Origin of the sequence: Motilimonas sp. 1_MG-2023, assembly GCF_030547455.1 — a bacterium.
Taxonomy (GTDB): domain Bacteria; phylum Pseudomonadota; class Gammaproteobacteria; order Enterobacterales; family CBDFNC01; genus Motilimonas.
In genome coordinates, this window is record NZ_JAUOPX010000001.1 from 158,067 (window position 1) to 184,285 (window position 26,219).

Genomic DNA, 26,219 nt, shown 5'->3' on the forward strand with positions numbered 1-26,219 from the left:
TCATGTTTGCTTGTTTTTAATGGGTTTGCTCAAGCTTGAATAATCTGACTCAAGTAAAAACAATCGCGACCGGGCTGCAGCGCTCAAAGGATTAACCAATAAAATGTTAGAAACATCTACTCTATTTATCGTGCCAACCCCCATTGGCAATATTCAAGATATTACCGAGCGCGCCATTGCCGTGTTAAATCAAGTTGATTTAATTGCCGCAGAAGATACTCGCCACACTGCTAAACTACTTAATCATTATCAAATCAGTAAACCTTGCTTTGCACTGCATGATCATAATGAGCAGCAAAAATCGGCCATCTTGATTGCTAAAATGCAGCAGGGGCAAAATATTGCGCTCGTCTCAGATGCTGGAACACCGTTGATCAGCGATCCGGGTTATCATTTAGTCAATGATTGTCGTGCGGCAGGAATAAAAATTGTGCCATTGCCTGGCCCATGTGCAGCTATTACCGCGTTAAGTGCATCTGGCTTGCCTTCTGATCGTTTTTCTTTTGAAGGTTTTTTACCAGCCAAAGATAAGGCGAAAACCGATACCTTAACGGCATTACTGGAAGAGCCGCGGACGATGATTTTCTATGAATCACCGCGCCGTGTGCTTGATACAGTAGAGAAAATTATTAGCGTGATGGGAGCTGACAAGAAAATAGTGCTGGCAAGAGAGCTCAGTAAAACTTTTGAAACTATTCATGGCGGCCCAGCAGGTGAAGTATTGCCTTGGTTATTAGAAGATGAAAATCGTCGTCGCGGTGAGTTTGTTTTATTAATAGCGGGTTTTAAAGCTGATCCCAATGCGTTATCGCAAGCTGTTTTGCAAACCTTATCCTTGTTAAGTAAAGAGCTCCCACTGAAAAAAGCGGCTGCACTTACCGCTGAAATCCATCAAGTGAAGAAAAATGCCCTCTATAAATGGGGGCTGGATAACTTGTAAAAACCACAATATTTCAGCTGTTGCTATGGCATTGCTATTTGTGCACCACCTCGCTATAATCCGCGCCCTGAGTTGACTAGACCGTCGTCGCTTATTTATTTTCGAATAAATGAGGGGAGGAAAGTCCGGGCTCCACAGGGCAGGGTGCCAGCTAACGGCTGGGAGGCGCGAGCCTACGACAAGTGCAGCAGAGAGCAAACCGCCTAAGCGCGTAAGCGCCGGTAAGGGTGAAAGGGTGCGGTAAGAGCGCACCGCGCAGCTGGTAACAGTTTGTGGCAGGGTAAACTCCACCCGGAGCAAGACCAAATAGGCTTCCTTAAGGTATGGCCCATATCGGAAGCGGGTAGGTTGCTTGAGCCAGTGAGTGATTGCTGGCCTAGACGAATGACGGTTCACGACAGAACCCGGCTTATCGGTCAACTCACCAAATTCAGCCAGGTAGATGAAAATCTACCTGGCTTTTTTTGTGGCTAAAAAATGCTTAAAAATCAACAGTGCTCAATTCTAAGTCCTTGTTGAAGATGAATTATTTTTCACAAACTTGAATGCCAAGATATTTTTTATCTTTTACTTGTCATTTTAATTCATCTAAATCAGAGGCTTCCTGAACTTGCTTGGATTTTAAGCAAAATAATGCGACATGTAATCACGATCCCTGCTTGCATTGGTTGAAAACAGCCTTAAAATTAGTCTTTGTGGGGAAAAGTGTCATTTTGTGGGAAAATTGATTTATTAGGGGTATATAACACGTGCTACGGGGTGCCCATGCAATCAACCTTGATTCAAAAGGACGATTTGCGATTCCAACCAAATATCGAGATTGGCTTTCTGATGAATGCCAAGGGCAATTGGTATGCACAGTGGATATTAATTCAACGAGCTTATTACTTTACCCACTTAATGAATGGCTAGAAATAGAAAAGAAACTAAGCAAGCTGTCGAGCATGAACCCTCAAGAGCGCAGACTGCAGCGTTTACTGTTGGGATATGCCACAGATTGCGAACTAGATAAATCAGGGCGGATATTGTTAACAGCACCGCTACGACAGTACGCTGGCCTCGATAAAAAGATGATGTTAGTCGGCCAGCTCAATAAATTTGAACTTTGGGATGACGCTAAGTGGCAGCAACAAGTTGAACAAGATTTGTTGGCTCAGCAACTCAGTAATGAAGCGCTTTCCGAAGGATTACAGGAATTTTCTCTTTAATGACAACTGCATTTGCCCATACCACCGTTTTATTAGATGAAGCCGTTGCGGGTTTGAATATTCACCCAAGCGGTATTTATGTGGATTGTACCTTTGGTCGCGGTGGTCATTCGCGTCACATATTATCGCAACTTGGTGATAAGGGCCGTTTGATTGCAATCGATCGTGACCCACAGGCGATTGCCGTTGGTAATGCGCTGGCTGCAGAAGATCCGCGCTTTCAAATTGTTCATGGCCCATTTTCAGGTTTAGCGGATTATATCGAAGAGCTTGGTTTAACTGGGCAAATTGATGGCGTACTGATGGACTTAGGTGTTTCATCACCACAACTTGATGATGCTGAACGTGGTTTTAGTTTTTTACGTGATGGCCCTTTGGATATGCGTATGGACCCTACTTCGGGGATCAGTGCGGCTGATTGGTTAGCCAAAGCGGACGTTGATGATATTGCTTGGGTATTAAAAACCTTTGGTGAAGAGCGCCACGCCCGTAAAATTGCTAGTGCGATAGTGATGGACCGAGTAGAGCGCGAACCTTATACCCGTACTAAACCATTGGCAGAGATGATTGCAAGGGTGAATCCCAGTAAAGAAAAAAACAAACATCCCGCCACACGCAGCTTCCAAGCTATCCGCATTTATATTAACAGTGAGCTAGAAGAAATAGATAAAGCATTAATGGGCTCATTGGCAGTATTAAAACCTGAGGGGCGTTTATCTGTGATCAGTTTTCATTCGTTAGAAGACCGTATGGTTAAACGTTTCATTCGTAATCAAGAAAAAGGCCCAGAAGTACCGGCAGGGCTACCTCTGACGGAAGATCAGTTAAATCGCGACAGAACATTAAAATCGGTGGGTAAGGCATTAAAACCGAGCCCATTAGAAATCGAACACAATCCTCGTGCAAGAAGCTCAGTGTTGCGCGTAGCTAAAAGGTTAGCATGATATTTAAGCCAAGTTTATTGCAGATAGTCGTTAAAGACCTGCTTAAACATAAGTTCACCATCTTAATTGCCGTTGCCGTGGTCGTCAGCGCTTTTTCGGTGATTTTGGCGACCCATGAAACGAGATTGATGACCGCAAAGCGTGAAATGCTGCGCGGAGAAAAAGATAAGTTAGATATTGAATGGCGTAATTTATTGTTAGAGCAAAACGCTTTAGTGGAGCACAGTCGCATTCGTCGCATTGCTAATGAACAGCTGAATATGCATCGTGCTACAGGGAAGTTTGAACAAGTGGTTGAATTACCATGATAAAACGAAATCCGAAAGCTAAGCCTAACTTTATCAACTGGCGTTTTATGACGGTGTCGGTGGTGATCGTGTTGGTGTTTTCATCGCTTTTGGCGCGTGCTGCTTATATCCAAATTATTGAACCCGATCGGTTACAAAAAGAGGGCGACTTGCGTAGTCTTCGCACCACCTCAACCCAGGTGCAGCGAGGTATTATTAGTGATCGTAATGGCCAACCTCTTGCTATCAGTGTACCTGTACAAGCGGTATGGGCTGATCCTAAAGTGATTCATGAAAAAGGCAGCCTAAGCAATGTCAAGGCTTGGCAGGCCTTATCTGATGTGTTGTCAGTAGAAACCGATAAGTTAATTAATAAGGTTAAAAACCCCAAAAAACGTTTTATTTATCTTCAGCGTCAGGTGAGTCCCGCAATGGCGCAATATGTTAAACAGCTCGCTTTGCCGGGGGTTTATCTTAAACCTGAGTCACGTCGCTTTTACCCCGCTGGTGAGATCACTTCACAGATTATTGGCTTTACTAATATTGATGATAAAGGCCAAGAAGGCATCGAAAAGGCTTATGATGATTGGCTGACGGGTATCCCTGGTCAACGTCAAGTTCGCAAAGATCGCCATGGTCGAGTAATTGAAGACATTGCCGTTGTCAAAGAAGCGCAGCAGGCCAAGGATATCACCTTAAGTATTGACCAGCGTATTCAATCTATCGCATATCGAGCCTTGAAAAAATACGTCAAGCTAAATAGAGCCACATCGGGATCCGCGGTAGTGATCGATGTGACTAATGGTGAGGTGTTGGCCATGGTTAACTCGCCTTCATTTAATCCTAATAATCGCGGTCAATATCAAAGCTTTCGGGTGCGAAATCGCGCTATCACTGATACTTTTGAACCGGGCTCTACGGTGAAACCATTTGTTATTGCGGGAGCCTTGATTAATAACGTTGTTGAGCCTGATGAAATTATTGATACCTCGCCGGGCTGGATGCGCATTGGTGGGCGTCGTGTGGCTGATCACCGCAATTATGGCAAGATGGATTTGACCATGATATTGCAAAAATCGAGCAATATCGGCGTGAGTAAATTAGCGCTGGAGCTTACAGCTCCGAGATTACAGGCAGCGTTTGCTGAATTTGGTTTTGGCTCGGATACGGGAATAGGGCTAATTGGTGAGACATCTGGGGTGCTACCTGTACGCCGTCGTTGGTCTGATTTTGAATTAGCCACTATGTCATTTGGCTATGCGTTTACAGCTAACACACTGCAACTAGCGCAAGCTTATGCAATTTTAGGTAGCGGCGGCGTGAGCTATCCCCTTTCAATTATCAAACGTGATGAAAAACCGCAAGGTGAGCAGGTCATACCAAGAGAAACGGCATTACAAGTAGTTAGCATGCTTGAAAGCGTGACTAAATTGGGTGGCACGGGGACTCAAGCTCAGGTTGAAGGTTATCGTGTAGCAGGTAAAACCGGTACTTCTCGTAAAGCGGTGGCCGGTGGTTACGGTGATGACTATGTCGCGGTATTTGCAGGTGTTGCGCCGGTATCTAATCCGAAACTAGCGATTGCGGTGATAGTGAATGAGCCAAAAGGCGATCGCTATTATGGTGGCGACGTTGCTGCGCCAGTGTTTGCAGAAGTAATGGATGGTTCGTTACAGCTGTTGAATGTTGCCCCCGACGATAAAGAAGTTCGTTTAAGTCGTCATCAACCAATGGCGCAGGAGCAATAATATGCAATTATCTGATTTAATACATTCACTTCCTGATTCGTTGGCCATGCTCAACATTAAAGGGATCTGCCTAGATAGCCGCAAGGTGACCAAAGGCGATGTGTTTATCGCGATAACTGGATCGCAGCAAGATGCGTCAGCCTTTGTGCCACAAGCCATTGCCAATGGGGCAATCGCGGCATTGGTTGAAACAGATAAACCTGAGCTTGATCGACAGCAGGTGAACAAAGAGCAGGCTGAGCCAGTTATTTATATTTATCAGTTAGGCCGGCAAGTATCGGCCATTGCTGGGCGTTATTACCAGCAGCCTGCGGAGAATATGTCATTAATTGGTGTCACGGGAACCAACGGTAAAAGCACTATTTGTGCGCTTATCGCTAATTGGCTGACTTTACTTGGCGCCAAAGCTGGCATGCTCGGCACATTAGGTAATGGTCTGTTTGGTCAGCTTTGCCAAGGTTTAAATACCACGGGAAGCCCAATTGAAATCCAGCATGAATTGCAAAAAATGCACGAGCAAGGTGCAACTCATGTCGCAATGGAGGTTTCTTCTCACGGATTAGTACAAAACCGAGTGGCGGCGCTGCCATTTAATACCGCAATTTTTACTAATTTAACCCGTGATCATTTAGATTATCACCGCACTATGGATGCTTACGGCAAAGCGAAGAAGCAGTTATTTGAGTTTACTAGCTTACAGCACAAAATTATTAATGCGGATGATGCAATAGGCCAAGCTTGGTTAGCGCAAATGCCTGATGCCATTAGCGTTGGCTTCCATAAGCCGATTGCTCATCAAGGCCGCTTTTTGCACATTCTTGATGCGCAATACTTGAATAATGGCATCCGGTTTACTTTTGTTTCTAGCTGGGGCGAAGGGCAAATCAGTGCACCACTTTACGCCAAATTTAATGTGTCTAATTTAGCTTGTGCTTTAGTGGCGTTGTTATGCCAAGGCTATGAATTATCTGAACTAGTGGCGCAGGCGCCGGAATTAGAGGCTGTCGATGGTCGTATGGCATATATTTCTGCGCCAAATAAACCTGCTTTTGTGGTGGATTACGCGCATACCCCTGATGCACTCGCACAAGCGCTACAAGGCTTAAAGCTACACTGCGAGAGCAAGCTTTGGTTGTTATTTGGCTGCGGCGGTGATCGCGACAAGGGCAAGAGACCAGAAATGGCTCAGGCTGCGCAAGCTTACGCCAATCAGGTTATCGTGGTGGATGACAACCCACGAACTGAAAGTCCTGCGGCTATTGTTGAAGATATTTTGACAGGCTTTACCACGACAGAAAATGTTCAAGTGATCCACGATCGTAAACAAGCTATTGCTTACGCGTTGGCCCATGCCGATGCAACAGATGTGATTTTAGTGGCAGGGAAAGGCCACGAAACGTACCAGATTATTGGTAACGAAACCTTATATTACAGTGATCGCGAAGCGATCGAATCCTTATTGGTGGGCGACTCATGTACTGTTTAACTCATTTCGCCCCTTATTTATTAGTAGGTAAAGCATGATCCGTTTAAATCTTGCTGAGATAGCTGCTGCGGTTGATGGGCAGCTAAATGGTGACAACTGCTCAATTAGCAATGTTACTACCGATACGCGAAATATTAGCGTAGGTGATTTATTTATTGCCTTGGTAGGCACTTCTTTTGACGGCCACGAGTTTGCCTCACAAGCTAAGGCGTTAGGCGCTGCGGCATTGCTTGTTGAACGTGAAGTGGATTGCGGTTTACCGCAGGTTATTGTGGCGGATACGCAGCATGCTTTAGGTGCCTTAGGCGCTTATGTGAAAGCGCAAGTGAATCCGAAGACCATCGCCATTACGGGCAGTAATGGTAAAACCACCACGAAAGAAATGGTAGCTGCTATTTTAGGCTGTGAAGGCCAAGTGCTGGCAACGGCAGGTAACTTTAACAATGAAATTGGGGTGCCATTAACCTTACTTCGTCTTACTCATGAACATCAGTTTGCTGTGATTGAATTAGGCGCGAATCACAAAGGTGAAATCGCCTACACCAGTTCATTGGTTCGCCCTCATGTCGCCTTGATTAATAATGTGATGCCGGCCCATATTGAAGGATTCGGTTCTATTCAAGGCGTGGCGCAAGCTAAAAGTGAAATTTTTTCTGGTTTACAAGAGCACGGCGTTGCCATTGTTAACGGCGACAGCGAATACCTTGGCTATTGGCAACAAAGAGTTAAAGATAAACCATTGAAGTGGTTTTCAACTCAAGATCAAAATGCACATGTATTTGCCACTAATATTCAGCTTGATCAGCAAGGCTTAGCATCCTTTATGTTGCATGCCCCGCAAGGCGAGCAGCAAATTAGCCTACCTGTGCCGGGCTTACATAACGTAGCCAATGCCCTTGCTGCAGCTAGTTTGTGTTTAGAGTTGGGCGTTAGTCTGGCCACCATCGCGACAGGTTTTGGTCATATGCAATGTGCCAAAGGCCGGCTAAATGTGTTGCAAGTACGCGATGGCTTAACTGTTATCGATGATACCTACAACGCTAATTTAGCCTCGGCTAAGGCGGCTATCGATTTACTTAGTATTTACCCTGGTAAGCAAATTTTTGTGGTTGGCGACATGGGAGAGCTAGGCGATGAAGCGCGTATCTATCATCAAGAGCTAGGTAAATATGCCCTAGCAAAAGGCATTACTGCGGTAGCCGCGGTAGGGGTTTTAAGCTTAAACACCGCTGAAGGTGCGGGCAGTATTGGCCATTATTTTTCCGAGAAGTCAGCCTTATATACTTGGTTAGACGCTCAGCTAAACGCTCAAGATCAAACCATTAGCATATTGGTGAAAGGTTCACGTAGTGCCCATATGGAAGAAGTCGTGGCATTTTTAAATCAAAGTCAGAAGGCACAAGCATGTTAGTTTGGTTGGCGGAGCAGTTAACTGCCCAATTTTCGTTTTTTAATGTTTTTTCATACCTGACTTTTCGTGCAGTGATGAGTGTATTAACGGCGCTAGTGGTGTCATTGTGGATGGGACCTAAATTGATTCGTCGATTGCAAATGATGCAAATTGGACAGGTTGTTCGTCACGATGGCCCTGAATCGCATTTTAGTAAACGTGGAACGCCTACCATGGGCGGGGTGTTAATTGTTGCGGCGATCGCCGTTTCCACCTTGCTTTGGGCTCGACTTGATAATAGCTACATTTGGGTGCTGCTTTTTGTGCTGTTTAGTTTTGCGGCTATCGGCTTTGTTGACGACTACCGTAAGGTAGTACACAAAAATACCGATGGATTAATTGCGCGTTGGAAGTATTTTTGGCTTTCTGCCGCGGCGATCTCGGTGGCAGCCTTTTTATATTTCACCGCGAATAGTGATGGTCAAACTCAGCTTGTTGTACCTTTTTTTAAAGAGGTAATGCCGCAGCTAGGCTTGTTTTTTATTATTTGGACTTACTTTGTTATTGTTGGCAGTAGTAATGCGGTCAACCTAACTGATGGCCTTGATGGCCTTGCTATTATGCCAACTGTTATGGTCGCGGCAGCGTTTGGTATTATTGCTTATCTTACCGGCAACGCGAATTTTTCTTCCTATTTATTTATTCCTCACATTCCGCAAGCGAGTGAGGTATTGGTTGTTTGTATGGCTATCGTGGGGGCAGGATTAGGCTTTTTATGGTTTAACACTTATCCCGCGCAAGTGTTTATGGGGGATGTTGGTTCGCTTTCCTTAGGTGCATTGCTTGGCACCATCGCGGTACTGGTGCGTCAAGAAATTCTTTTAGTGATCATGGGCGGGGTATTCGTCATGGAAACGCTGTCGGTGATTTTGCAAGTTGGCTCTTATAAACTGCGCCGCCAACGAATTTTCCGCATGGCGCCAATCCACCATCATTATGAGTTAAAAGGTTGGCCTGAGCCGCGTGTGATAGTGCGTTTTTGGATTATCACCTTAGTGTTGGTGTTAGTAGGCTTAGTAACGTTGAAGTTACGCTAATCAATAAAGGTTAACGGAAGTTGAATATGAAGCAGCAAAATGTAGTTATTTTAGGTCTAGGTATAACAGGATTGTCCTGTGTTCACTATTGCCTAAAACAAGGTATTTTGCCTGTTGTGATTGATACCCGTGCTCAGCCTCCTGGGCAAGATAAACTGCCTGATAATGTTACCCTTCATGCAGGAGAAATCCCGCAAAGTATTCTTAATCAAGCCGATTTAATTGTGGCAAGCCCAGGAATAGCGTTGGCCTCAGCAGCACTCAAAGAAGCAGCTGCGGCGGGCGTTGAAATCATCGGTGATATTGAGCTGTTTGCTCGCGCCGTGAAAGCGCCAGTTATCGCCATTACTGGCTCAAATGGTAAAAGTACCGTGACCAGCTTAGTGGGTGAAATGGCGTTGCAAGCCGGTGTAAAAGTGGGCGTTGGCGGTAACATTGGGGTGCCTGCGTTATCGTTGTTGGAGCAAGATTGCGACTTGTATGTGTTAGAGCTGTCTAGCTTTCAACTCGAAACTACTCATAGTTTGCAGCCTTGCATCGCTACGGTATTGAATGTGACCGAAGATCACATGGACCGTTATGATTCCTTTGATGCTTATCGCCAAGCTAAATTAACCATCTATCAAGGGGCGCAGCAAGTATTAATTAACCGTGATGACCCACTGACATTCCCGGAAAAAACATCAGCACAGTTAGTGTCTTTTGGTACCGATGCCGAGTCAGATTATGGTCTGCGCGCCACTGAGCGTGGACTTGGTTTGACTCATTGTGGTGAGGTATTGCTTTATGCTGATGAATTAGCTCTTTCAGGCCTTCATAACATCGCCAATGTGCTGGCGGCGTTGGCCCTTGTCGATGCTGCGGGTGTTGATCGTCAAGCCGCACTTCGCGCCGCGAAAACCTACACTGGATTGGCGCATCGCTGTGAATTTATTAAAGAGGTGAATGGCGTTCGTTGGATCAACGATTCGAAAGCCACTAATGTTGGAGCGACGTTAGCGGCCATTGATGGCTTAGCGCCAGTGATCCAAGGGAAGCTGCACTTGATTGCCGGTGGTGATGGTAAAGGCGGTGACTTTTCGCCGTTAAAAGAAGCTTTTGAACAACAAATTGCCAGTGTTGTTTGTTTTGGTCAAGACAAGCAGCAAATCGCCAGCTTGAACAGTAAATGTGCGGTGGTGGATGATTTAGCTGAGGCGGTGGCTTATTGCGCCAAAGTGGCACAGCCAGCAGATTGGGTATTGTTATCGCCAGCCTGTGCCAGTTTAGACATGTTTACTAACTACATGGCTCGCGGCGATGCCTTTCGCGCGTTGGTCGAGGAGTTGCCATGTCACTAAGCAGCTTTAAAAGCTGGCTTTTTCCAGCGACCACAAGCAGCTTATATGATCGCCAGTTGTTGGTGTTGGCGCTCAGTTTAATTGTGATTGGGATGATCATGGTGGCTTCGGCGTCGATCCCTGAAGGTATTGCAATCAATAACGACCCGATGATGTTTGTAAAACGCCATGCCATTTTTGCGTTTGCCGCCTTAGTGGTTGGCGCGTTGGTATTAATGCTGCCAGTGAGTTTTTGGCAAGAAAACAGTGGCCGGTTTTTGTTGCTGGCTATTGTGATGCTGATTGCGGTGTTGGTTATCGGTCGCAGTGTTAATGGGGCGGTGCGCTGGATTGGCGTCGGACCGATTAATATTCAGCCTGCTGAATTTGCTAAGTTTGCTTTGTTTGCCTACTTGGCAAGCTATTTGGCACGTCGTAAGCAAGAGGTACAAGAAACCCTAAAAGGCTTCTTCAAGCCTTTGATAGTGCTGTTTGTATTAGCTGTTTTATTACTATCACAGCCGGATTTTGGCTCGGTGGTGGTGATGATGGTAACCACTATCGGTTTATTGTTTTTGGCGGGCGCTAAGCTGGGTCAATTCATCGCGATTTTTATCACCGGGGTGTCAGCCGTGATCTTGTTGATCGTGCTTGAGCCTTACCGGATGCGCCGTGTCACCTCGTTTTTAGACCCTTGGCAAGATCCCTTTGGTAGTGGCTATCAATTAACACAATCTTTAATGGCATTTGGCCGCGGCGGCTGGTTTGGCCAAGGCTTAGGTAATTCAGTGCAAAAGCTTGAGTATTTACCTGAAGCTCATACCGACTTTGTATTTGCTATTTTAGCCGAGGAAATGGGCTTTATTGGCGTAGTTGTAGTGCTGAGCTTATTACTTTGGTTGGCGATTAAAGCGCTATTAATCGGCAAAAAAGCCTTACAGCACGATCAGCTTTACAGTGGCTATTTAGCCATGGCGATTGGCATTTGGTTTAGTTTTCAAACCGCAGTAAATATTGGCGCGGCAGCCGGTATTCTACCAACCAAAGGATTGACTTTACCTTTGGTCAGTTATGGGGGATCGAGTTTGTTAATGATGGCGCTGGCGGTAGCTATTTTGCTGCGCATTGATTATGAGTTTCGCCGTGATACTAGCCAAGCGCGAGAGGTAAAGCATGACAAATAAGTCTGGTAACAAAACCTTATTAGTGATGGCTGGAGGCACCGGAGGCCATGTGTTCCCTGGCATTGCGGTTGCCAAAGAGTTAGCGCAGCAAGGTTGGCGCATACACTGGCTGGGCACAGCCGACAGAATGGAAGCGCAATTGGTACCAAAACACGGTTACGACATCAGCTTTATCGACATTGCGGGCGTGCGTGGTAATGGGTTAAAGCGGTTAGTATTAGCGCCATTTAGAATTGTTAAATCTATCTTGCAAGCGCGTCAGGTATTAAAAGAACAGCAGCCAGATGTGGTGCTTGGCATGGGCGGATTTGCTAGTGGCCCAGGTGGCATTGCGGCTTGGCTGAGTGGTGTGCCCTTGGTACTTCATGAGCAAAATGCCGCGGCAGGAATGACTAATCGCATTTTAGCGAAGTTTGCCAAGCGGGTTTTAGCTGCGTTTGCCAATACGGTAAATTTACCTAAAGCAGAGCGAGTGGGCAACCCGGTGCGTCAAGAAGTGGTCGCCCTAGGCAAGCTGTCATTATCAGAGCCAAGCTTGCCGTTAAATCTGTTAGTGGTAGGTGGTAGCTTGGGGGCTAAAGTACTAAATGACACTTTGCCACAGGTTTTAGCCCATTTGGCTAATCCCTGTGTTCATATTCGCCATCAAACAGGGCGTGGTAACAGTGCGGCGGTGTTGCAAGCTTATGCTGAAACTAATTATCAGGCAGATGCAACAATACCAACAATTGAAGTGTCTGATTTTATAGATGATATGGCGCAGGCTTATGACTGGGCTGATTTAGTTATCTGCCGTGCTGGCGCGTTAACGGTTTCGGAGTTGGCGGTCGCCGGATTGCCCGCTATTTTTGTGCCTTTGCCCCATGCTGTTGACGATCATCAAACCAAAAATGCACTGAGCCTAGTAACCAGTGGTGCTGCTATTTTAATGCCACAAACTGAACTAACAGCAAACTCACTTGCTAACGAAATAAACAAATTGACCCAGCAGCCAAGGCAATTGCTTGAAATGGCAACTAAAGCACGTGAGCAAGGGATTGTGGATGCGACCTTGCGTGTTGCTGCAATATGTAATGAATTAACTGAGAAGAAGTAATGATTAACGTTGAACTAGATAAAATTAGAGCCATGATCCCTGAAATGCGCCGTGTCGAGCATATCCATTTTGTTGGCATTGGTGGTGCAGGCATGGGCGGCATCGCTGAGGTGTTATTGTATGAAGGTTACAAGATCACCGGCTCTGATATAGGTGAAAACCAAGTAGTGCAGCGTTTACGCGGATTGGGTGCAATCATTACCATTGGTCATGGTGCTGATAATATTGCCGGCGCTTCTGTGGTGGTGGTGTCTACTGCCATTGATAAGCAAAACCCAGAAATTATAGCCGCTCAAGAACTACGAATTCCGATTGTGCGCCGCGCCGAAATGTTGGCGGAATTGATGCGCTATCGCCATGGTGTTGCGATTGCGGGTACTCATGGCAAAACCACCACAACCAGCTTAATCGCCAGTATTTATGGTGAAGCTGAGCGAGATCCTACCTTTGTTATTGGGGGCTTGCTTAATAGTGCGGGCACTAACGCAAAATTAGGGGCTAGTCGTTACCTGATTGCAGAAGCTGATGAAAGCGATGCTTCATTTTTGCACCTGCAGCCAATGGTCTCTGTGGTGACCAATATCGAAGCTGACCACATGGATACTTACCAAGGTGATTTTGAGGTACTGAAAAATACCTTTATTGAATTTTTACATAATCTGCCATTTTATGGTGTGGCGGTATTATGTGTTGATGACGAAGTGGTGGAATCTTTACTGCCTCGTGTTGGCCGTCACTATGTTACTTACGGTTTTTCGGATGTAGCTGATGTACGTATTTCGGATTTTGTACAAACAGCAAGTGCCTGTCAGTTCAATGTTCATCGTAAAGATAAAGAGCCATTGGCCATTTCCTTGAACTTGCCGGGTCGTCACAATGCTCTAAATGCGGCAGCGGCGATTGCTGTGGCCAGCGAAGACAATATTGAAGATGATGCGATCCTTGCTGCTCTGGAAAAATTTGCTGGTATTGGCCGTCGCTTTGAGCATTATGGCGAGTTTGAAACGGGCAAAGGCAAAGTTATGCTGGTGGATGACTATGGTCATCATCCTAGTGAGGTATTGGCGACCATTAAAGCAGCAAAAGCGGGCTGGCCAGAGCGTCGTTTAGTGATGGCTTATCAGCCTCATCGCTTTACCCGTACACGTGACTTATATGAAGATTTTGCTAATGTGTTGTCGCAAGTTGATCAGTTAATCTTACTTGATGTTTATGCCGCGGGTGAGCAACCAATACCGGGTGCGGATAGTCGCGCTTTATGCAGAACCATACGACAACGTAGTGATAGAGAGCCCATTCATGTTCCCACGGTGCAAGAGTTGCCCGCGGTATTAGCTGATATTATGCAAGATGGCGATTTGGTATTGACGCAAGGAGCCGGCAATATTGGTGGTGCAGTAAAAGAATTAGCTGAATTTGAGTTAAATGTTGCAGCAATGAAACGCTCAGCAGTGTTAGATTAGCATCTGTTACTCATAGTTTGTTCAGATTTGAATGTTTTGTTGTGTTTTGACGCAGTAATTACATTGAACCCAGAATAATGCTCGATATAATGCAGCGTTTAACGGCTTTTTGAAGTAGAAACAAGGCGTAATTTTTGTTCATAACATCGGTAAAAGGGAAATGAGTGGCTGAACCTGTCGCTAAGCAAAAAAAGAGCCGTGCTGATGTGGCTAATGAATCTGATTCAGTGGTCATACATTCACAAAGTCGTGCTGCTTTTTTCGCTGGCTTATTGTTCTTTTTATTGGTACTTGCCGGGTTGTATTGGACAGGATTAACAGTGGCACACTGGTTGACAGACCAGAAAAGGTTGCCAATGAGTGAACTTATTGTGTTGGGCGATCGTCAATACGTGAGTGATGATGAGGTTCGCCAAGTATTATTGGCAATCCCTGAGTCGCAGAACTTTTTCACCTTAGATGTGGCGCAATTGCAAGAAAACTTAGAATCACTGCCTTGGGTCTATTCTGCGTCAATACGTAAGCGTTGGCCAGATAGATTAAAAGTGTTTTTACAAGAGCAAACAGTAAGTGCGTATTGGAATGAAGAGGATTTGCTGAATAACCAAGGTGAGGTCTTCAACGCACCACAAGATAAAATTACTGAGCAGTTGGTGTATTTATACGGGCCAAACCAAAGCTCGGTAGAAGTGTTAGAAGTATATAAACAGTTAGAAAGCTTGCTGATGCTGAATGGCTTTAATATTGAAGCCCTTGAACTGACCCATCGCTACGCATGGAATATACAACTTAAGCAAGGTATTGAGTTAAAACTTGGCCGTGAGCAAAGAGTAGATAGAGTACAACGATTTATTGATATTTATCCTTTACTGGATGCTGAAAAAGTAGCTTATGTCGATTTACGTTATGACACCGGCGTAGCAGTAGGATGGAAACCAAAAAGAGAGCCAGATGACCAAAGCAACGGATAAAAAATTAATAGTTGGCTTAGATATAGGTAGCACTAAAGTTGCCGCTCTGATCGGTGAGGTATTACCCGATGGAGAGTTAAATATTATTGGCATGGGAACCCACCAGTCTAAAGGTATGGACAAGGGGGGGGTCAATGATCTGGACTCGGTAGTCAAGTCGGTTGAACGCGCGCTGCGAGAAGCTGAGTTAATGGCTGATTGTCAGATATCTTCGGTCTATTTAGGTATTTCAGGTAAACATATTAGTTGTCAAAACGAAATTGGTATGGTGCCTATTTCTGATGAAGAAGTGACCCAAGATGATGTTGACAATGTGATCCACACCGCTAAATCGGTGCGGATCCGTGATGAGCACCGAATCTTACATGTGTTGGCGCAAGAGTTTGCCATTGACTATCAAGAGGGCATTAAAAACCCGGTGGGCTTATCCGGTGTGCGGATGCAAGCCAAGGTTCATTTGATCACGTGTCATAACGACATGGCAAAAAATATTGTTAAAGCGGTTGAACGATGTGATTTAAAAGTTGACCAACTTATTTTTTCTGCTTTGGCTTCAAGCTATGCCGTGTTAACAGAAGACGAAAAAGAACTGGGTGTGTGCGTGGTCGATATTGGCGGCGGCACCATGGATTTAGCGGTATTCACTGGCGGCGCTCTGCGCCATACTGCGGTGATCCCTTATGCTGGCCATGCAGTGACTAGCGATATTGCTTATGCCTTTGGCACACCGCCATCCGATGCGGAAGTCGTAAAAGTGAAATATGGCTGTGCGATGGGCTCATTAGTCAGTCGTGAAGACACCATTGAAGTGCCAAGTGTTGGTGGCAGGCCAGCGCGTAGCCTACAACGACAAACGCTGGCCGAGGTGATTGAACCTCGCTATAGCGAATTATTAGGTTTAGTAAAGCAAGAGCTTGATAAGCTACAAGAAAAGTTAAAAAAGCAAGGGGTTAAACACCAGCTTGCTGCAGGCGTTGTACTTACAGGAGGTGCGGCGCAAATTGAGGGCTTAGTTGAGAGTGCGGAAGTGACTTTTCAATCTCAGGTTCGTGTAGGCAAGCCACTCAATGTTAAAGGGTTAACTGAGTATGTAGACTCACCAGTTTTTTCAACCGTGGTTGGATTACTGCAGTATCAAAAGGCAAACCAGATCACCACTTGGCAAGAGAAAGAGCAGAGCCAAGGGGTTGGTTCATTCGTTAAGCGAGTGCATAGTTGGTTTAAAGGCGAATTTTAAATTTTTTGCGAACAGGCAAAGGTAAACGGAGAGAGAGTTATGTTTGAAATAATGGACAGTCATGCAGACGAAGCTGTCATCAAGGTCGTTGGTGTAGGTGGCGGCGGCGGCAACGCTGTTGAACATATGTTGACTCAAAACATTGAAGGTGTTGAGTTTATTTCGGTGAATACCGATGCGCAGGCACTGCGTAATTCAAATGCAGGGACCACATTACAAATTGGCTCTGGTATCACTAAAGGTTTAGGTGCTGGCGCGAATCCAGAAGTGGGACGTGAAGCAGCACTAGAAGATCGTGAAGCCATTAAAGAATTACTTGAAGGGTCTGATATGATCTTTATTGCTGCCGGTATGGGCGGCGGTACGGGTACAGGCGCCGCGCCAGTTGTAGCAAGCATTGCTAAAGAGTTGGGTATCTTGACCGTAGCAGTGGTGACTAAGCCATTCGCTTTTGAAGGTAAAAAGCGCTTAAGTTATGCCGAGCAAGGAATTGAACAATTAGCGACGGAAGTGGATTCGTTAATCACTATTCCAAATGATAAGCTGTTAAAAGTACTCGGGCGTGGTATCAGCCTATTGGACGCATTCAAAGCAGCTAACAATGTTTTATTTGGCGCAGTTCAAGGCATTGCCGAGCTAATTACTCGCACAGGTTTGATCAACGTGGATTTTGCCGACGTACGCACCGTAATGAAAGAAATGGGTACGGCCATGATGGGTACCGGTGTTGCTCGTGGCGATGATCGTGCTGAAGAAGCGGCAGATGCAGCGATTTCTAGTCCACTGCTCGAAGATGTCGATCTAGCGGGGGCGCGCGGTATTCTGGTCAACATCACAGCTGGTTTTGATATCACCATTGAAGAGTTCGAAACGGTTGGTAATGCAGTACGTACTTTTGCATCTGAAAATGCCACAGTGGTTGTCGGTGCTGTTATCGACCCAGAAATGTCTGATGAACTACGAGTAACGGTTGTTGCAACAGGTATTGGCGGTGAGCGTAAGCCAGATATCACATTAGTTAACCCTAAGCCTGTGGTACGTGAAACAGCAGTTAATGCGCCAATTATTAATGAATCGTCTGCGGCGGTACAGCAACAAGCTGTTGCGAAACCAGCTGAAGAGCCCAAGGCGAAACCAGCAGCAGAAGCCAAATCGGACATTGACTATTTAGATATTCCTGCTTTTTTAAGAAAGCAAGCAGACTAAATAATCATCATATTTGGAAATTCTGTGACATGTGTTAACATGTTGCGTAATAACGCGTGAAATACAGTCTATTATCTAGTATGGCCCCTATAAAAGTAGGCGTTTGCCTATATATCGGATACTGGGTAATGACGCTATTATTTATACGACTGTGTTGAAAAACGGAAGACTCAATGATTAAACAAAGAACATTAAAACAAAGCGTACAAGCAACCGGTATTGGCCTGCATTCGGGTAATAAAGTCACGATGACTTTGCGTCCCGCTCCAGCTAATACAGGTATTGTTTATCGTCGGGTCGATTTAGATCCTGTGGTAAGCATTAAGGCTACCGCGCAGGCAGTGCAAGAGAGCATGCTGTGTACTTGTTTAGTGAACGAGTCTGGCGAAAAAATTTCAACAGTTGAGCATTTAAGTGCTGCTTTAGCGGGCTTAGGTATCGATAATATTGTGATTGACGTGGATGCACCAGAAATTCCAATTATGGATGGTAGTGCCAGTCCTTTTGTGTTTTTGCTTCAGTCTGCTGGTATAGAAGAGCTTAACGTCGCGAAGAAATTTATCCGCATTAAAAAGCCTGTTCGCGTAGAGGATGGGGATAAATGGGCGGAGCTAAACCCGACTAATAAGGGTTTCCGTTTAGATTTCGCGATTGATTTTGCTCACCCGGTAATTGAAGGGCAAAACCAACACATTGTTAGTGAGTTTTCTGGTCCTTGGTTTTTAAAGCAAATCAGCCGCGCACGTACCTTTGGGTTTATGCGTGATGTTGAGTATTTGCAGTCTAACAACTTGGCTTTAGGTGCGAGTTTAGACAATGCGATTGGTTTAGACGATTACCGTGTGTTAAACGAAGACGGTCTGCGTTATGAAGACGAGTTTGTAAAACACAAAGTATTGGACGCTATTGGTGACTTATACTTAGGTGGCTACACTATTTTAGGTGAGTTAAAAGCCTACAAAACCGGACACGCACTAAACAATAAATTGTTATGTGCGCTGTTAGCAGACCAAACTGCGTGGGAAATGGTGAGCTTTGAGCAAGAAGCAGAAGAGGCGGTCACTTACCTATCGCCAGCGTTTGCTTAACAAATAGTTTAGCTAAAACTATTTGTAACTAATAAACTGCGTTTGATTTAATTAGGCTAATAGTCTTAGGCTAATTATCGTTATCTGTACTGGCTCGTCTCTCTGTAGCCAGTGCAGCTAATCTTTCTAGCTTTTCCTTCAGTTTCCCCGATGCGTGTTCAGCAGCGCTCAAAATATAGCCCGCTGAAGTTTCAGAGATCCTCCTAGGGTTAGCTTTAAATTGAACGGGTTCATTGACCTTTACGGTTACTTTTTTGGCTAGTTCAGGATTGATTTTAGCTTCAATGCTAACCAATGCGGGAATACTTTGACGTAGGTCGGATAGAATATCGCTGCGCTTTTGATTGAATTTGGTTAACCAAACTGCGCTGGAAACGGCGAGGAATAAGGTTCCAGTTCTAAAATTTGCGATCTTGCAATGTTTAATCTGGTGTTGTTCCAACACACTTTGTAGTACCCTGTCGAGCGCTGATAATTGATCGGCTCGCTCTTTCAATTTTTTGAAATTAGAGTCAGAAGCCAATTTGGTAAGTGGACAAGGATGATTTTTACGCATCTTATTTAAGATCTAATCGAGTAGTATAACCATGAGTGTAACAGTTATTTACGCCGGTCAGAAACATCGGCACAGCATAGTGATAAAGCTCAAATGGATTTGGTTTTTATTAGTGCTATTTGCCTTTGTCACCGCAATGGTCGGACATCGCCTCTACGACGGCTATTCTGCCACACTAATGCAATATAAAATTGCCAGTATTACAGGCAATCTAAGCAAAAAAAACGAGCAACTAACCCGCTTAAAACAAGAATCTGATCAGCAGTTAATTATGTTGGCGACGAAAGTAGGTGAGCTACAAGCACAAGTTAGTCGCTTGAATGCATTGGGCGGCCGCTTAGCTGAGCAAGCAGAATTGGAAGACGGCGAATTTGATTTTTCTCAGCCTATGCCGATGGGTGGCCCTATTTCAGATAATGATCTCGTACTCAGCGTAGATCTAAAAACACTGACTCAGCAGATTGAAGAAGTGGCTTTTGAAATAAAAACTAACGAAGAACAGATGCAATTACTTGAATCTGTGTTAATGAATCACCATATCTCTGATGACAGCTTCATTTTTGGTATGCCAGTTAAAGGTAAAGGCTATGTCACTTCGTTATTCGGTGTTCGCAGTGACCCATTTACTGGACGTGCGCGCTACCACAAAGGTGTCGACATTGCTGGGCGTAATGGCATGCCTATCACCGCCACGGCGGCGGGTATTGTTAGCTGGGCTGGAACTAAAACGGGTTATGGTAAATTAGTTGAGATAAATCATGGCGATGGATTTGTTACTCGTTATGCTCATGCTAAAGCCGTTAACGTAGCTGAGGGCGATGTCGTTACCCGCGGTCAAACCATTGCATTAATGGGAACAACGGGGCGTTCAACGGGGCCCCATGTGCACTACGAAGTCCTAAAAGATGGCGTACAGGTTAATCCGCGTAAATATATTTACCGAAAAGCCGGTTAGACCAAGCACAAATTAGAAAATAACTTTCTTGCCAAGGATTGAGCAAGCTTTAATGATTAAAACGCGAGAGTTGATAGATGTTTAACAAAATAATAACCAAAATCATCGGCAGTAGAAACGACCGACTTCTGAAAAAATTAAGTAAAGTTGTTAAACAGATCAATGATCTAGAAGAACAATTTCAAGCCCTTAGTGATACAGAGCTACGTGCTAAGACGCAAGAGTTTAAAGATGCTTTCCAGCAAGGTAAAACCTTGGATGAGTTGCTACCAGAAGCTTTTGCCGTCGTTCGAGAAGGTTCAAAGCGTGTATTTGGTATGCGTCATTTTGACGTGCAGTTACTGGGTGGCATGATTTTACATGACAACAAAATTGCTGAAATGCGTACCGGTGAAGGTAAAACATTAACCGCTACCTTACCCGCATACTTAAACGCTATTACCGGTAAGGGCGTACACGTTATTACCGTGAACGACTACCTAGCCAAGCGTGATGCTGAGTGGAACCGACGTTTATTTGAATTTTTAGGCCTGTCGGTTGGCATTAACTTGTCGGGTATGACGCCAGATGAAAAGCGTGCCGCTTATGCCGCCGATATCACTTATGGTACCAATAACGAATTTGGTTTTGATTACTTACGCGACAACATGGCGTTTGAGCCTGCTGCCCGTACCCAGCGTGAACTTTACTACGCGGTTGTGGATGAAGTGGATTCAATTTTAATTGATGAAGCACGAACGCCATTGATTATTTCTGGTCCAACAGAAGGCAACCAAGAGCTTTATCAGCAACTTGATAAAGTTATTCCGCTGCTAGAGCAACAAGAGAAAGAAGATACTGAAGATTACGTCGGTGAAGGTGATTACACCGTTGATGAAAAGAGTAAGCAAGCCTTCTTAACCGAGCGTGGTCAGATTAAAGTAGAAGAAATTTTGCAAGAGCGCGGAATCTTAGAAGACGGCGCGTCGTTATTTGCCGCTTCCAGCATTTCAGTATTGCATCATGTTAATGCAGCGCTGCGTGCTCACACATTATTTGAAAAAGACGTTGACTACATTGTTAGCCCAGACAATGAAATTGTTATTGTTGATGAGCACACTGGGCGTACTATGCCCGGTCGCCGTTGGTCTGAAGGCTTACACCAAGCTGTTGAAGCCAAAGAAGGCGTTAAAATTCAAAACGAAAACCAAACGCTGGCATCTATCACTTTCCAGAACTACTTCCGTCTATATGAAAAACTAGCGGGTATGACAGGTACGGCAGATACAGAAGCATTTGAATTTCAAAGCATCTATGGCTTAGAAACTGTAGTGACGCCAACCAACAAACCGATGATCCGTAAAGACATGGGTGACTTAGTTTACTTAACTACGATGGAGAAGTACGAAGCCATCATCGTTGATATCAAAGAGTGTGTAGCGCGTAAGCAACCAGTGCTGGTTGGTACGGTATCGATCGAAAGCTCAGAAATTTTATCTAAGCTACTGACAAAAGCCAAAATTAAACACCAAGTATTGAACGCTAAGTTTCACGAAAAAGAAGCGGAAATTGTTGCTCAAGCGGGTACGCCTGGTGCAGTCACTATTGCAACTAATATGGCTGGCCGTGGTACCGACATCGTACTTGGTGGTAACTTGCAAGTACGTTTAACTGACGCTGAAGAACAAGGCGCAACGCCAGCACAGCTAGAAGATATTAAAGCGGATTGGCAAAAAGTACATGATGCGGTATTGGAAGCCGGAGGTTTACATATTATTGGTACTGAGCGACATGAATCTCGTCGTATCGATAACCAGTTACGTGGCCGTTCTGGTCGTCAAGGTGATCCTGGTTCAACGCGTTTCTACTTGTCGATGGAAGATCCATTAATGCGCATTTTTGCCTCGGATAAAGTTTCAGGCATGATGAAAAAGCTGGGTATGGAAGAAGGCGAAGCGATTGAACATCCTTGGGTTTCTCGCGCCATTGAAAATGCGCAGCGCAAAGTTGAAGGCCGTAACTTTGATATGCGTAAATCACTGCTTGAATATGATGATGTTGCCAATGACCAACGTAAGGTCATTTACGAGCAACGTAATGAACTCATGGACAGTGGTGATATTTCAGAAACCATTGAGGTGGTTTGGGGTGATGTAATTAGCAGCACTATTGATCAATATATTCCACCACAGTCACTAGAAGAAATGTGGCAAATTGCAGATTTAGAAGCCCGCTTGAAGAGTGACTTTGCACTCGATCTACCATTACAAGAATGGTTAGATAAAGACGATAAGCTTGACGAAGAGAAGTTGCGTGAGCAAATTCTCGATCAATCTCGCCTTGCTTACAAAGCTAAACAAGAAGTGGTTGGTCTTGAAGTTATTCAAAACTTTGAAAAAGCGGTAATGCTACAAACCCTAGATGGTTTGTGGAAAGAGCATTTATCAGCAATGGATCATCTACGTCAAGGTATCCACTTACGTGGTTATGCGCAAAAGAATCCAAAGCAAGAGTACAAGCGCGAGTCGTTTGAGCTATTTACAGAGATGCTAGAAAACCTCAAACATGATGTAGTGGCGATCCTAGCGAAGGTGCAAGTGCAAACTCAGAACGACGTTAATGCAGTAGAAGAGCAACGTCGTCGTGAAGCACAAGCACAGCAACAAGCTTACCAACATGAAAGCGCGCACAGCCAATTAGCCGACGCCGTTGCAGAAGAGCAAAGCGAAAGCGCAGAGACATTCGTGCGTGAAGAGCCAAAAGTAGGCCGTAATGAACCTTGCCCATGTGGTTCAGGTAAAAAGTACAAGCAATGCCACGGTAAATTAAGTTAAGCGCTCTAGCTGCTAAGATCGCAGAATGACTTCTGCTCCTACAGGGTGAGATACCTCTTTCGTAGGAGCAGAATTTATTCTGCGATACATTCTATGAAATATTCACAGATACAGATGCGAACATTGCAACACCATCATCGCAGAATGACTTCTGCTGCTACATTCCCCTAAAGGCTATTATGAAACGTATCCATGTCGCCGCTGGCATCATTATTAATCCCGAGCAACAAGTTTTAATTAGTCGTCGCCTTGACCATCAACATCAAGGTGGCAAATGGGAGTTTCCCGGTGGCAAGGTAGAAGCTAACGAAACCCCCGAGCAAGCATTGATCCGTGAGCTGCAAGAAGAAGTAAATATTCTCGTCAACAGCGCTCGTTTGTTTGACTCCATTAGTTTTGATTATCCTGACAAGCAAGTACTATTGGACTTTATGATTAGCACTGATTTTAGTGGTGAGGCGCAAGGCCTTGAAGGTCAAGAAGTGCGTTGGGTAGCGAAAGCTGATTTGTCAAATTACACCTTCCCTGATGCCAATCAACCGATTGTCGATAAACTGTTAGCGGATTAGTAGCGTGTTTATTTTAGGCCTCACTGGTGGCATTGGCTCGGGTAAATCAGCCGCTAGTGGTGTTTTCAAAACATTGGGGGTACCGGTAGTCGATGCTGATGTTGTTGCTCGCGAAGTGGTAATGCCGACTTCAGGTAGCGGCGCACTCGCACAGATTACAATGCACTTTGACCAAGATATTTTATTACCTGACGGCCAACTTGATCGGGTTAAATTACGTAAAAAAATTTTTGCTGATGCCACAGAAAAGCAATGGCTCAATAATCTATTGCATCCGTTAATTCGCCAATCTCTGCTGTCGCAACTGCACTCTTGCCAAGGTGACTATGCCATTTTAGAAGCGCCGTTACTGATTGAAAATGACTTGCTCAGTTATATTGATAAGCTGGTTGTCGTTGATGTGCCAGAGGATATTCAGCTAAAGCGAGCAATGGTCAGAGACCATAACTCGAAAGCGCAAATAGAATCAATTATGGCGGCGCAAGTGTCCAGAGCTCAGCGCCTAAAAGTCGCAGATTACGTATTAGATAATTCCGCTGACCTTAATGCGCTGGCGCAGCAGGTTAAAGCCTTACATCAAGTGATACTGTCACAAGCATGAACTGAAATTAATCCACATAACACTCAACATTTTGTCACTTAAGCGCTAAACTTTGATTTTTCCAACAGCTTGAGGATTTTTGTACCTGAATGGTCATTTTCGAACATCCACTTAACGAGAAAAGCAGAAGCTATTTACGCCTAGAGTATATCTTCGGTCAAATAGCTAAGAGTCGACATTTAACTGCGTCCAGCGATCCAGAAGCATTCTTCAAAGGCATTCTCGATTTACATGAGTTGATGGAGCGCTGCGAAATTCGCGGTGACTTAACGAAAGATCTCGAGAAGCACCTAGAGTCTGTTAACCACTGGGCCACTATTCCCGGTGTTGATTTAAACCGTATTCACCTGCTGCAAGAGCAATTGAGTAAATTTATTTACCAACTGCCAAGGCTGAGTCGCATCACCCAAACCTTAAAAGAAGATCGCTTTTTGTCCGCGGTGAGGCAGCGTTTTTCAATTCCTGGTGGTTTATGCAGCTTCGATTTACCTCAGTTGTATTTTTGGCTTAACTTATCGGAAGAGGAAAAAGCGGCAGACTGTAAGCGCTGGCTTGCCGACTTCCAGCCCCTCATTGGCGCCTTACAGCTTAATCTGAAGCTGAGCCGCGATAGTAGTCATTTTAATAATGAAGTGGCTAAGAATGGTTTCTATCAAGATAACGCGGATAATGCTGATATGATCCGTATTAAAATATCGCCGATGTTAGGTTTTTATCCCACCGTAAGTGGTCATAAAAGCCGCTTCGCCATTCGTTTTTTACCCCATGGCGATGAACAAGCCCAAGATATCCCCTTCCAAATTGCGAGTTGTTAGTTATGTCGATCACCAAAGTAAACTGTCCCACCTGCCAAGCGGAAGTTATTTGGCAACCTGAATCTGAATTTCGCCCATTTTGCAGTGAACGTTGTAAATTGATTGATTTAGGCGAGTGGGCCGATGAAGAAAAACGCATTGCCGGCGAGCCAGCATTTGTGCCAGAAAAGCAAGATCTTGATGATTATTGATTAATCCGACAATCGCTAGCAGCAGTCATGCTGCGATTGAGCATAATCTGTTGCGATGTATTTGATGAATATCTTTAATCCATCGCAGAATAAATTCTGCTCTTACGAGTCTTTATGCAGGCCGCGTAGGAGCAGCATTTATGCTGCAATATAGATAAAACCTACAAAATCACCGAAAAATACAATTCAATTAATTCTTGGCCATAAACCAAATACAACCAACCCGCACCCGCTAAATAGGGGCCAAACGGAATTTGTTGACCACGGCCATTTTTCGCTAGCACCATCAAGGCAATGCCTGCAACCGCGCCAACAAAAGACGATAGCAAGATAATCACCGGCAACGACACCCAGCCAAACCAAGCGCCTAAGGCGGCGAGTAACTTAAAGTCTCCATAACCCATACCGTCCTTGTCAGTTAGCAGCTTAAACGCCCAGTAAATACTCCACAGGCTTAAATAACCCGCCGCCGCGCCTAGCACCGCACTTTGTAAATCGGTAAAGGTGCCAAAACAGTTCGCCAGCAAACCAAGCCACAATAACGGCAAGGTCAGTTGGTCTGGCAATAACATGGTATCAAAGTCGATAAAGGTCATTGCCACAAGAAACCAAGTTAAAGTAAGGGCTAACATTAGCGGCCAACCAAAGGGCACAACAAAGGCGACTGCGATAGACATCAAACCCGTTAATAGCTCAACACCTGGGTAGCGCGCTGAGATGGGGGTTGAACACTCACTGCACTTGCCCTTAAGCATTAACCAGCTGATAACGGGGATATTTTCTAACGCGGTGATTTGGTGATTACAGTTAGGACAAGCCGAGCGTGGGACAACTAAATTATAACGGGGAGATACCTCGTCTTCTTTAGGCGGAGACTTAAGCTCATCAGTGAGTAAAACTCGGCATTCCGACTGCCAACCTTTTTGCATCATTATAGGCAAGCGATGGATAACCACATTTAAAAATGAGCCAACCATTAAACCAAGCACCCCAGCAAAAACAATAATGGAGGCGGGGTAGGCCTCCATTTGTAAAATGACATCTTGCATTACTGC

At 44.9% G+C, this 26,219-nt stretch carries 24 protein-coding genes and 1 other RNA gene; 23 read left to right on the forward strand and 2 right to left on the reverse strand.

Annotated features, from left to right (window positions below):
- Positions 1 to 103 precede the first annotated feature (103 nt).
- The 17 genes from rsmI (at position 104) to lpxC (ending at position 18,664) form a co-directional block, all read left to right on the forward strand.
- The gene (gene rsmI / locus Q4519_RS00735; protein WP_303508435.1) at positions 104 to 940 is read left to right on the forward strand and encodes a 16S rRNA (cytidine(1402)-2'-O)-methyltransferase; all 837 of its coding nucleotides are present in this window, start codon (positions 104 to 106) and stop codon (positions 938 to 940) included.
- 68 nt (positions 941 to 1,008) lie between these two features.
- Positions 1,009 to 1,368, forward strand: an RNA gene (gene rnpB / locus Q4519_RS00740) — RNase P RNA component class A.
- Between the two features lie 321 nt (positions 1,369 to 1,689).
- Positions 1,690 to 2,148, forward strand: coding sequence for a division/cell wall cluster transcriptional repressor MraZ (gene mraZ / locus Q4519_RS00745; protein ID WP_232799910.1), 459 nt, complete (start codon positions 1,690 to 1,692; stop codon positions 2,146 to 2,148).
- On the forward strand, positions 2,148 to 3,092 hold the full coding sequence (gene rsmH / locus Q4519_RS00750) for a 16S rRNA (cytosine(1402)-N(4))-methyltransferase RsmH (RefSeq protein ID WP_232799909.1): 945 nt from the start codon (positions 2,148 to 2,150) through the stop codon (positions 3,090 to 3,092). The genes mraZ and rsmH overlap by 1 nt, the downstream gene beginning before the upstream one ends.
- Entirely contained in the window at positions 3,089 to 3,400 is a 312-nt protein-coding gene (gene ftsL, locus Q4519_RS00755; RefSeq protein WP_232799908.1) for a cell division protein FtsL, read from the forward strand. Before rsmH ends, ftsL begins: the two co-directional genes overlap by 4 nt.
- Before the next feature lie 47 nt (positions 3,401 to 3,447).
- Positions 3,448 to 5,127, forward strand: coding sequence for a penicillin-binding transpeptidase domain-containing protein (locus Q4519_RS00760; RefSeq protein ID WP_232800042.1), 1,680 nt, complete (start codon positions 3,448 to 3,450; stop codon positions 5,125 to 5,127).
- Position 5,128: 1 nt separating this feature from the next.
- Positions 5,129 to 6,613 (forward strand): UDP-N-acetylmuramoyl-L-alanyl-D-glutamate--2,6-diaminopimelate ligase, encoded by a 1,485-nt coding sequence (murE, locus tag Q4519_RS00765; RefSeq protein ID WP_303508441.1) that lies wholly within the window; start codon positions 5,129 to 5,131, stop codon positions 6,611 to 6,613.
- A gap of 34 nt (positions 6,614 to 6,647) precedes the next feature.
- Entirely contained in the window at positions 6,648 to 8,024 is a 1,377-nt protein-coding gene (murF, locus tag Q4519_RS00770; RefSeq protein WP_303508443.1) for a UDP-N-acetylmuramoyl-tripeptide--D-alanyl-D-alanine ligase, read from the forward strand.
- Positions 8,018 to 9,100 carry a phospho-N-acetylmuramoyl-pentapeptide-transferase gene (gene mraY, locus Q4519_RS00775; protein ID WP_232799905.1) on the forward strand — a complete coding sequence of 361 codons (1,083 nt, stop codon included), beginning with the start codon at positions 8,018 to 8,020 and terminating at the stop codon, positions 9,098 to 9,100. Before murF ends, mraY begins: the two co-directional genes overlap by 7 nt.
- A 26-nt stretch (positions 9,101 to 9,126) precedes the next feature.
- On the forward strand, positions 9,127 to 10,440 hold the full coding sequence (murD, locus tag Q4519_RS00780) for a UDP-N-acetylmuramoyl-L-alanine--D-glutamate ligase (RefSeq protein ID WP_303508447.1): 1,314 nt from the start codon (positions 9,127 to 9,129) through the stop codon (positions 10,438 to 10,440).
- Positions 10,431 to 11,603, forward strand: coding sequence for a cell division protein FtsW (gene ftsW, locus Q4519_RS00785; protein WP_303508450.1), 1,173 nt, complete (start codon positions 10,431 to 10,433; stop codon positions 11,601 to 11,603). The genes murD and ftsW overlap by 10 nt, the downstream gene beginning before the upstream one ends.
- The gene (gene murG, locus Q4519_RS00790) at positions 11,593 to 12,699 is read left to right on the forward strand and encodes an undecaprenyldiphospho-muramoylpentapeptide beta-N-acetylglucosaminyltransferase (protein ID WP_303508453.1); all 1,107 of its coding nucleotides are present in this window, start codon (positions 11,593 to 11,595) and stop codon (positions 12,697 to 12,699) included. The genes ftsW and murG overlap by 11 nt, the downstream gene beginning before the upstream one ends.
- On the forward strand, positions 12,699 to 14,162 hold the full coding sequence (gene murC / locus Q4519_RS00795) for a UDP-N-acetylmuramate--L-alanine ligase (RefSeq protein WP_303508455.1): 1,464 nt from the start codon (positions 12,699 to 12,701) through the stop codon (positions 14,160 to 14,162). The genes murG and murC overlap by 1 nt, the downstream gene beginning before the upstream one ends.
- A gap of 164 nt (positions 14,163 to 14,326) precedes the next feature.
- Positions 14,327 to 15,133, forward strand: coding sequence for a cell division protein FtsQ/DivIB (locus Q4519_RS00800; protein WP_303508458.1), 807 nt, complete (start codon positions 14,327 to 14,329; stop codon positions 15,131 to 15,133).
- Positions 15,114 to 16,370: a cell division protein FtsA gene (gene ftsA / locus Q4519_RS00805; protein WP_232799899.1), complete on the forward strand. Its 1,257-nt coding sequence runs from the start codon at positions 15,114 to 15,116 to the stop codon at positions 16,368 to 16,370. The genes Q4519_RS00800 and ftsA overlap by 20 nt, the downstream gene beginning before the upstream one ends.
- 39 nt (positions 16,371 to 16,409) lie before the next feature.
- Entirely contained in the window at positions 16,410 to 17,576 is a 1,167-nt protein-coding gene (gene ftsZ / locus Q4519_RS00810; RefSeq protein ID WP_232799898.1) for a cell division protein FtsZ, read from the forward strand.
- A gap of 173 nt (positions 17,577 to 17,749) precedes the next feature.
- On the forward strand, positions 17,750 to 18,664 hold the full coding sequence (lpxC, locus tag Q4519_RS00815) for a UDP-3-O-acyl-N-acetylglucosamine deacetylase (RefSeq protein ID WP_232799897.1): 915 nt from the start codon (positions 17,750 to 17,752) through the stop codon (positions 18,662 to 18,664).
- A 70-nt stretch (positions 18,665 to 18,734) separates the two neighbouring features.
- On the opposite strand, the gene Q4519_RS00820 is transcribed toward lpxC, so the two are convergent.
- A complete protein-coding gene (locus Q4519_RS00820; protein ID WP_303508462.1) occupies positions 18,735 to 19,220 on the reverse strand; it encodes a DUF721 domain-containing protein in 486 nt (161 codons plus the stop codon).
- A gap of 31 nt (positions 19,221 to 19,251) precedes the next feature.
- On the opposite strand from Q4519_RS00820, the gene Q4519_RS00825 reads away from it, so the two are divergent.
- The 6 genes from Q4519_RS00825 to yacG all read left to right on the forward strand — a co-directional run bounded on the left by Q4519_RS00825 (position 19,252) and on the right by yacG (position 25,164).
- Positions 19,252 to 20,175, forward strand: a complete 924-nt coding sequence (locus Q4519_RS00825; RefSeq protein WP_232799895.1) for a M23 family metallopeptidase — start codon at positions 19,252 to 19,254, stop codon at positions 20,173 to 20,175.
- 77 nt (positions 20,176 to 20,252) lie between these two features.
- Complete coding sequence (gene secA / locus Q4519_RS00830) at positions 20,253 to 22,988, forward strand: preprotein translocase subunit SecA (protein WP_232799894.1); 2,736 nt, start codon at positions 20,253 to 20,255, stop codon at positions 22,986 to 22,988.
- A 176-nt stretch (positions 22,989 to 23,164) separates the two neighbouring features.
- Positions 23,165 to 23,557 (forward strand): 8-oxo-dGTP diphosphatase MutT, encoded by a 393-nt coding sequence (mutT, locus tag Q4519_RS00835; protein WP_303508585.1) that lies wholly within the window; start codon positions 23,165 to 23,167, stop codon positions 23,555 to 23,557.
- Between the two features lie 4 nt (positions 23,558 to 23,561).
- Positions 23,562 to 24,158 (forward strand): dephospho-CoA kinase, encoded by a 597-nt coding sequence (gene coaE / locus Q4519_RS00840; protein WP_303508468.1) that lies wholly within the window; start codon positions 23,562 to 23,564, stop codon positions 24,156 to 24,158.
- 89 nt (positions 24,159 to 24,247) lie between these two features.
- On the forward strand, positions 24,248 to 24,973 hold the full coding sequence (gene zapD / locus Q4519_RS00845) for a cell division protein ZapD (RefSeq protein ID WP_233053761.1): 726 nt from the start codon (positions 24,248 to 24,250) through the stop codon (positions 24,971 to 24,973).
- Positions 24,974 to 24,975: 2 nt separating this feature from the next.
- Positions 24,976 to 25,164 carry a DNA gyrase inhibitor YacG gene (gene yacG / locus Q4519_RS00850; RefSeq protein ID WP_232799891.1) on the forward strand — a complete coding sequence of 63 codons (189 nt, stop codon included), beginning with the start codon at positions 24,976 to 24,978 and terminating at the stop codon, positions 25,162 to 25,164.
- A gap of 161 nt (positions 25,165 to 25,325) precedes the next feature.
- Here yacG and Q4519_RS00855 read toward each other — a convergent pair whose 3' ends face one another.
- Positions 25,326 to 26,213, reverse strand: a complete 888-nt coding sequence (locus Q4519_RS00855) for an A24 family peptidase (protein ID WP_303508476.1) — start codon at positions 26,211 to 26,213, stop codon at positions 25,326 to 25,328.
- Positions 26,214 to 26,219: the final 6 nt, after the last annotated feature.

What these genes read in the sequence shown, in the direction of transcription:
- rsmI (WP_303508435.1), top strand. Translation starts at nt 104, where the DNA reads ATGTTAGAAACATCTACTCTATTTATCGTGCCAACCCCCATTGGCAAT.
- rsmH (WP_232799909.1), top strand. Translation starts at nt 2,148, where the DNA reads ATGACAACTGCATTTGCCCATACCACCGTTTTATTAGATGAAGCCGTT.
- ftsL (WP_232799908.1), top strand. Translation starts at nt 3,089, where the DNA reads ATGATATTTAAGCCAAGTTTATTGCAGATAGTCGTTAAAGACCTGCTT.
- Q4519_RS00760 (WP_232800042.1), top strand. Translation starts at nt 3,448, where the DNA reads ATGACGGTGTCGGTGGTGATCGTGTTGGTGTTTTCATCGCTTTTGGCG.
- murE (WP_303508441.1), top strand. Translation starts at nt 5,129, where the DNA reads ATGCAATTATCTGATTTAATACATTCACTTCCTGATTCGTTGGCCATG.
- murF (WP_303508443.1), top strand. Translation starts at nt 6,648, where the DNA reads ATGATCCGTTTAAATCTTGCTGAGATAGCTGCTGCGGTTGATGGGCAG.
- mraY (WP_232799905.1), top strand. Translation starts at nt 8,018, where the DNA reads ATGTTAGTTTGGTTGGCGGAGCAGTTAACTGCCCAATTTTCGTTTTTT.
- murD (WP_303508447.1), top strand. Translation starts at nt 9,127, where the DNA reads ATGAAGCAGCAAAATGTAGTTATTTTAGGTCTAGGTATAACAGGATTG.
- ftsW (WP_303508450.1), top strand. Translation starts at nt 10,431, where the DNA reads ATGTCACTAAGCAGCTTTAAAAGCTGGCTTTTTCCAGCGACCACAAGC.
- murG (WP_303508453.1), top strand. Translation starts at nt 11,593, where the DNA reads ATGACAAATAAGTCTGGTAACAAAACCTTATTAGTGATGGCTGGAGGC.
- murC (WP_303508455.1), top strand. Translation starts at nt 12,699, where the DNA reads ATGATTAACGTTGAACTAGATAAAATTAGAGCCATGATCCCTGAAATG.
- ftsA (WP_232799899.1), top strand. Translation starts at nt 15,114, where the DNA reads ATGACCAAAGCAACGGATAAAAAATTAATAGTTGGCTTAGATATAGGT.
- ftsZ (WP_232799898.1), top strand. Translation starts at nt 16,410, where the DNA reads ATGTTTGAAATAATGGACAGTCATGCAGACGAAGCTGTCATCAAGGTC.
- lpxC (WP_232799897.1), top strand. Translation starts at nt 17,750, where the DNA reads ATGATTAAACAAAGAACATTAAAACAAAGCGTACAAGCAACCGGTATT.
- Q4519_RS00820 (WP_303508462.1), bottom strand. Translation starts at nt 19,220, where the DNA reads ATGCGTAAAAATCATCCTTGTCCACTTACCAAATTGGCTTCTGACTCT.
- Q4519_RS00825 (WP_232799895.1), top strand. Translation starts at nt 19,252, where the DNA reads ATGAGTGTAACAGTTATTTACGCCGGTCAGAAACATCGGCACAGCATA.
- secA (WP_232799894.1), top strand. Translation starts at nt 20,253, where the DNA reads ATGTTTAACAAAATAATAACCAAAATCATCGGCAGTAGAAACGACCGA.
- zapD (WP_233053761.1), top strand. Translation starts at nt 24,248, where the DNA reads ATGGTCATTTTCGAACATCCACTTAACGAGAAAAGCAGAAGCTATTTA.
- yacG (WP_232799891.1), top strand. Translation starts at nt 24,976, where the DNA reads ATGTCGATCACCAAAGTAAACTGTCCCACCTGCCAAGCGGAAGTTATT.
- Q4519_RS00855 (WP_303508476.1), bottom strand. Translation starts at nt 26,213, where the DNA reads ATGCAAGATGTCATTTTACAAATGGAGGCCTACCCCGCCTCCATTATT.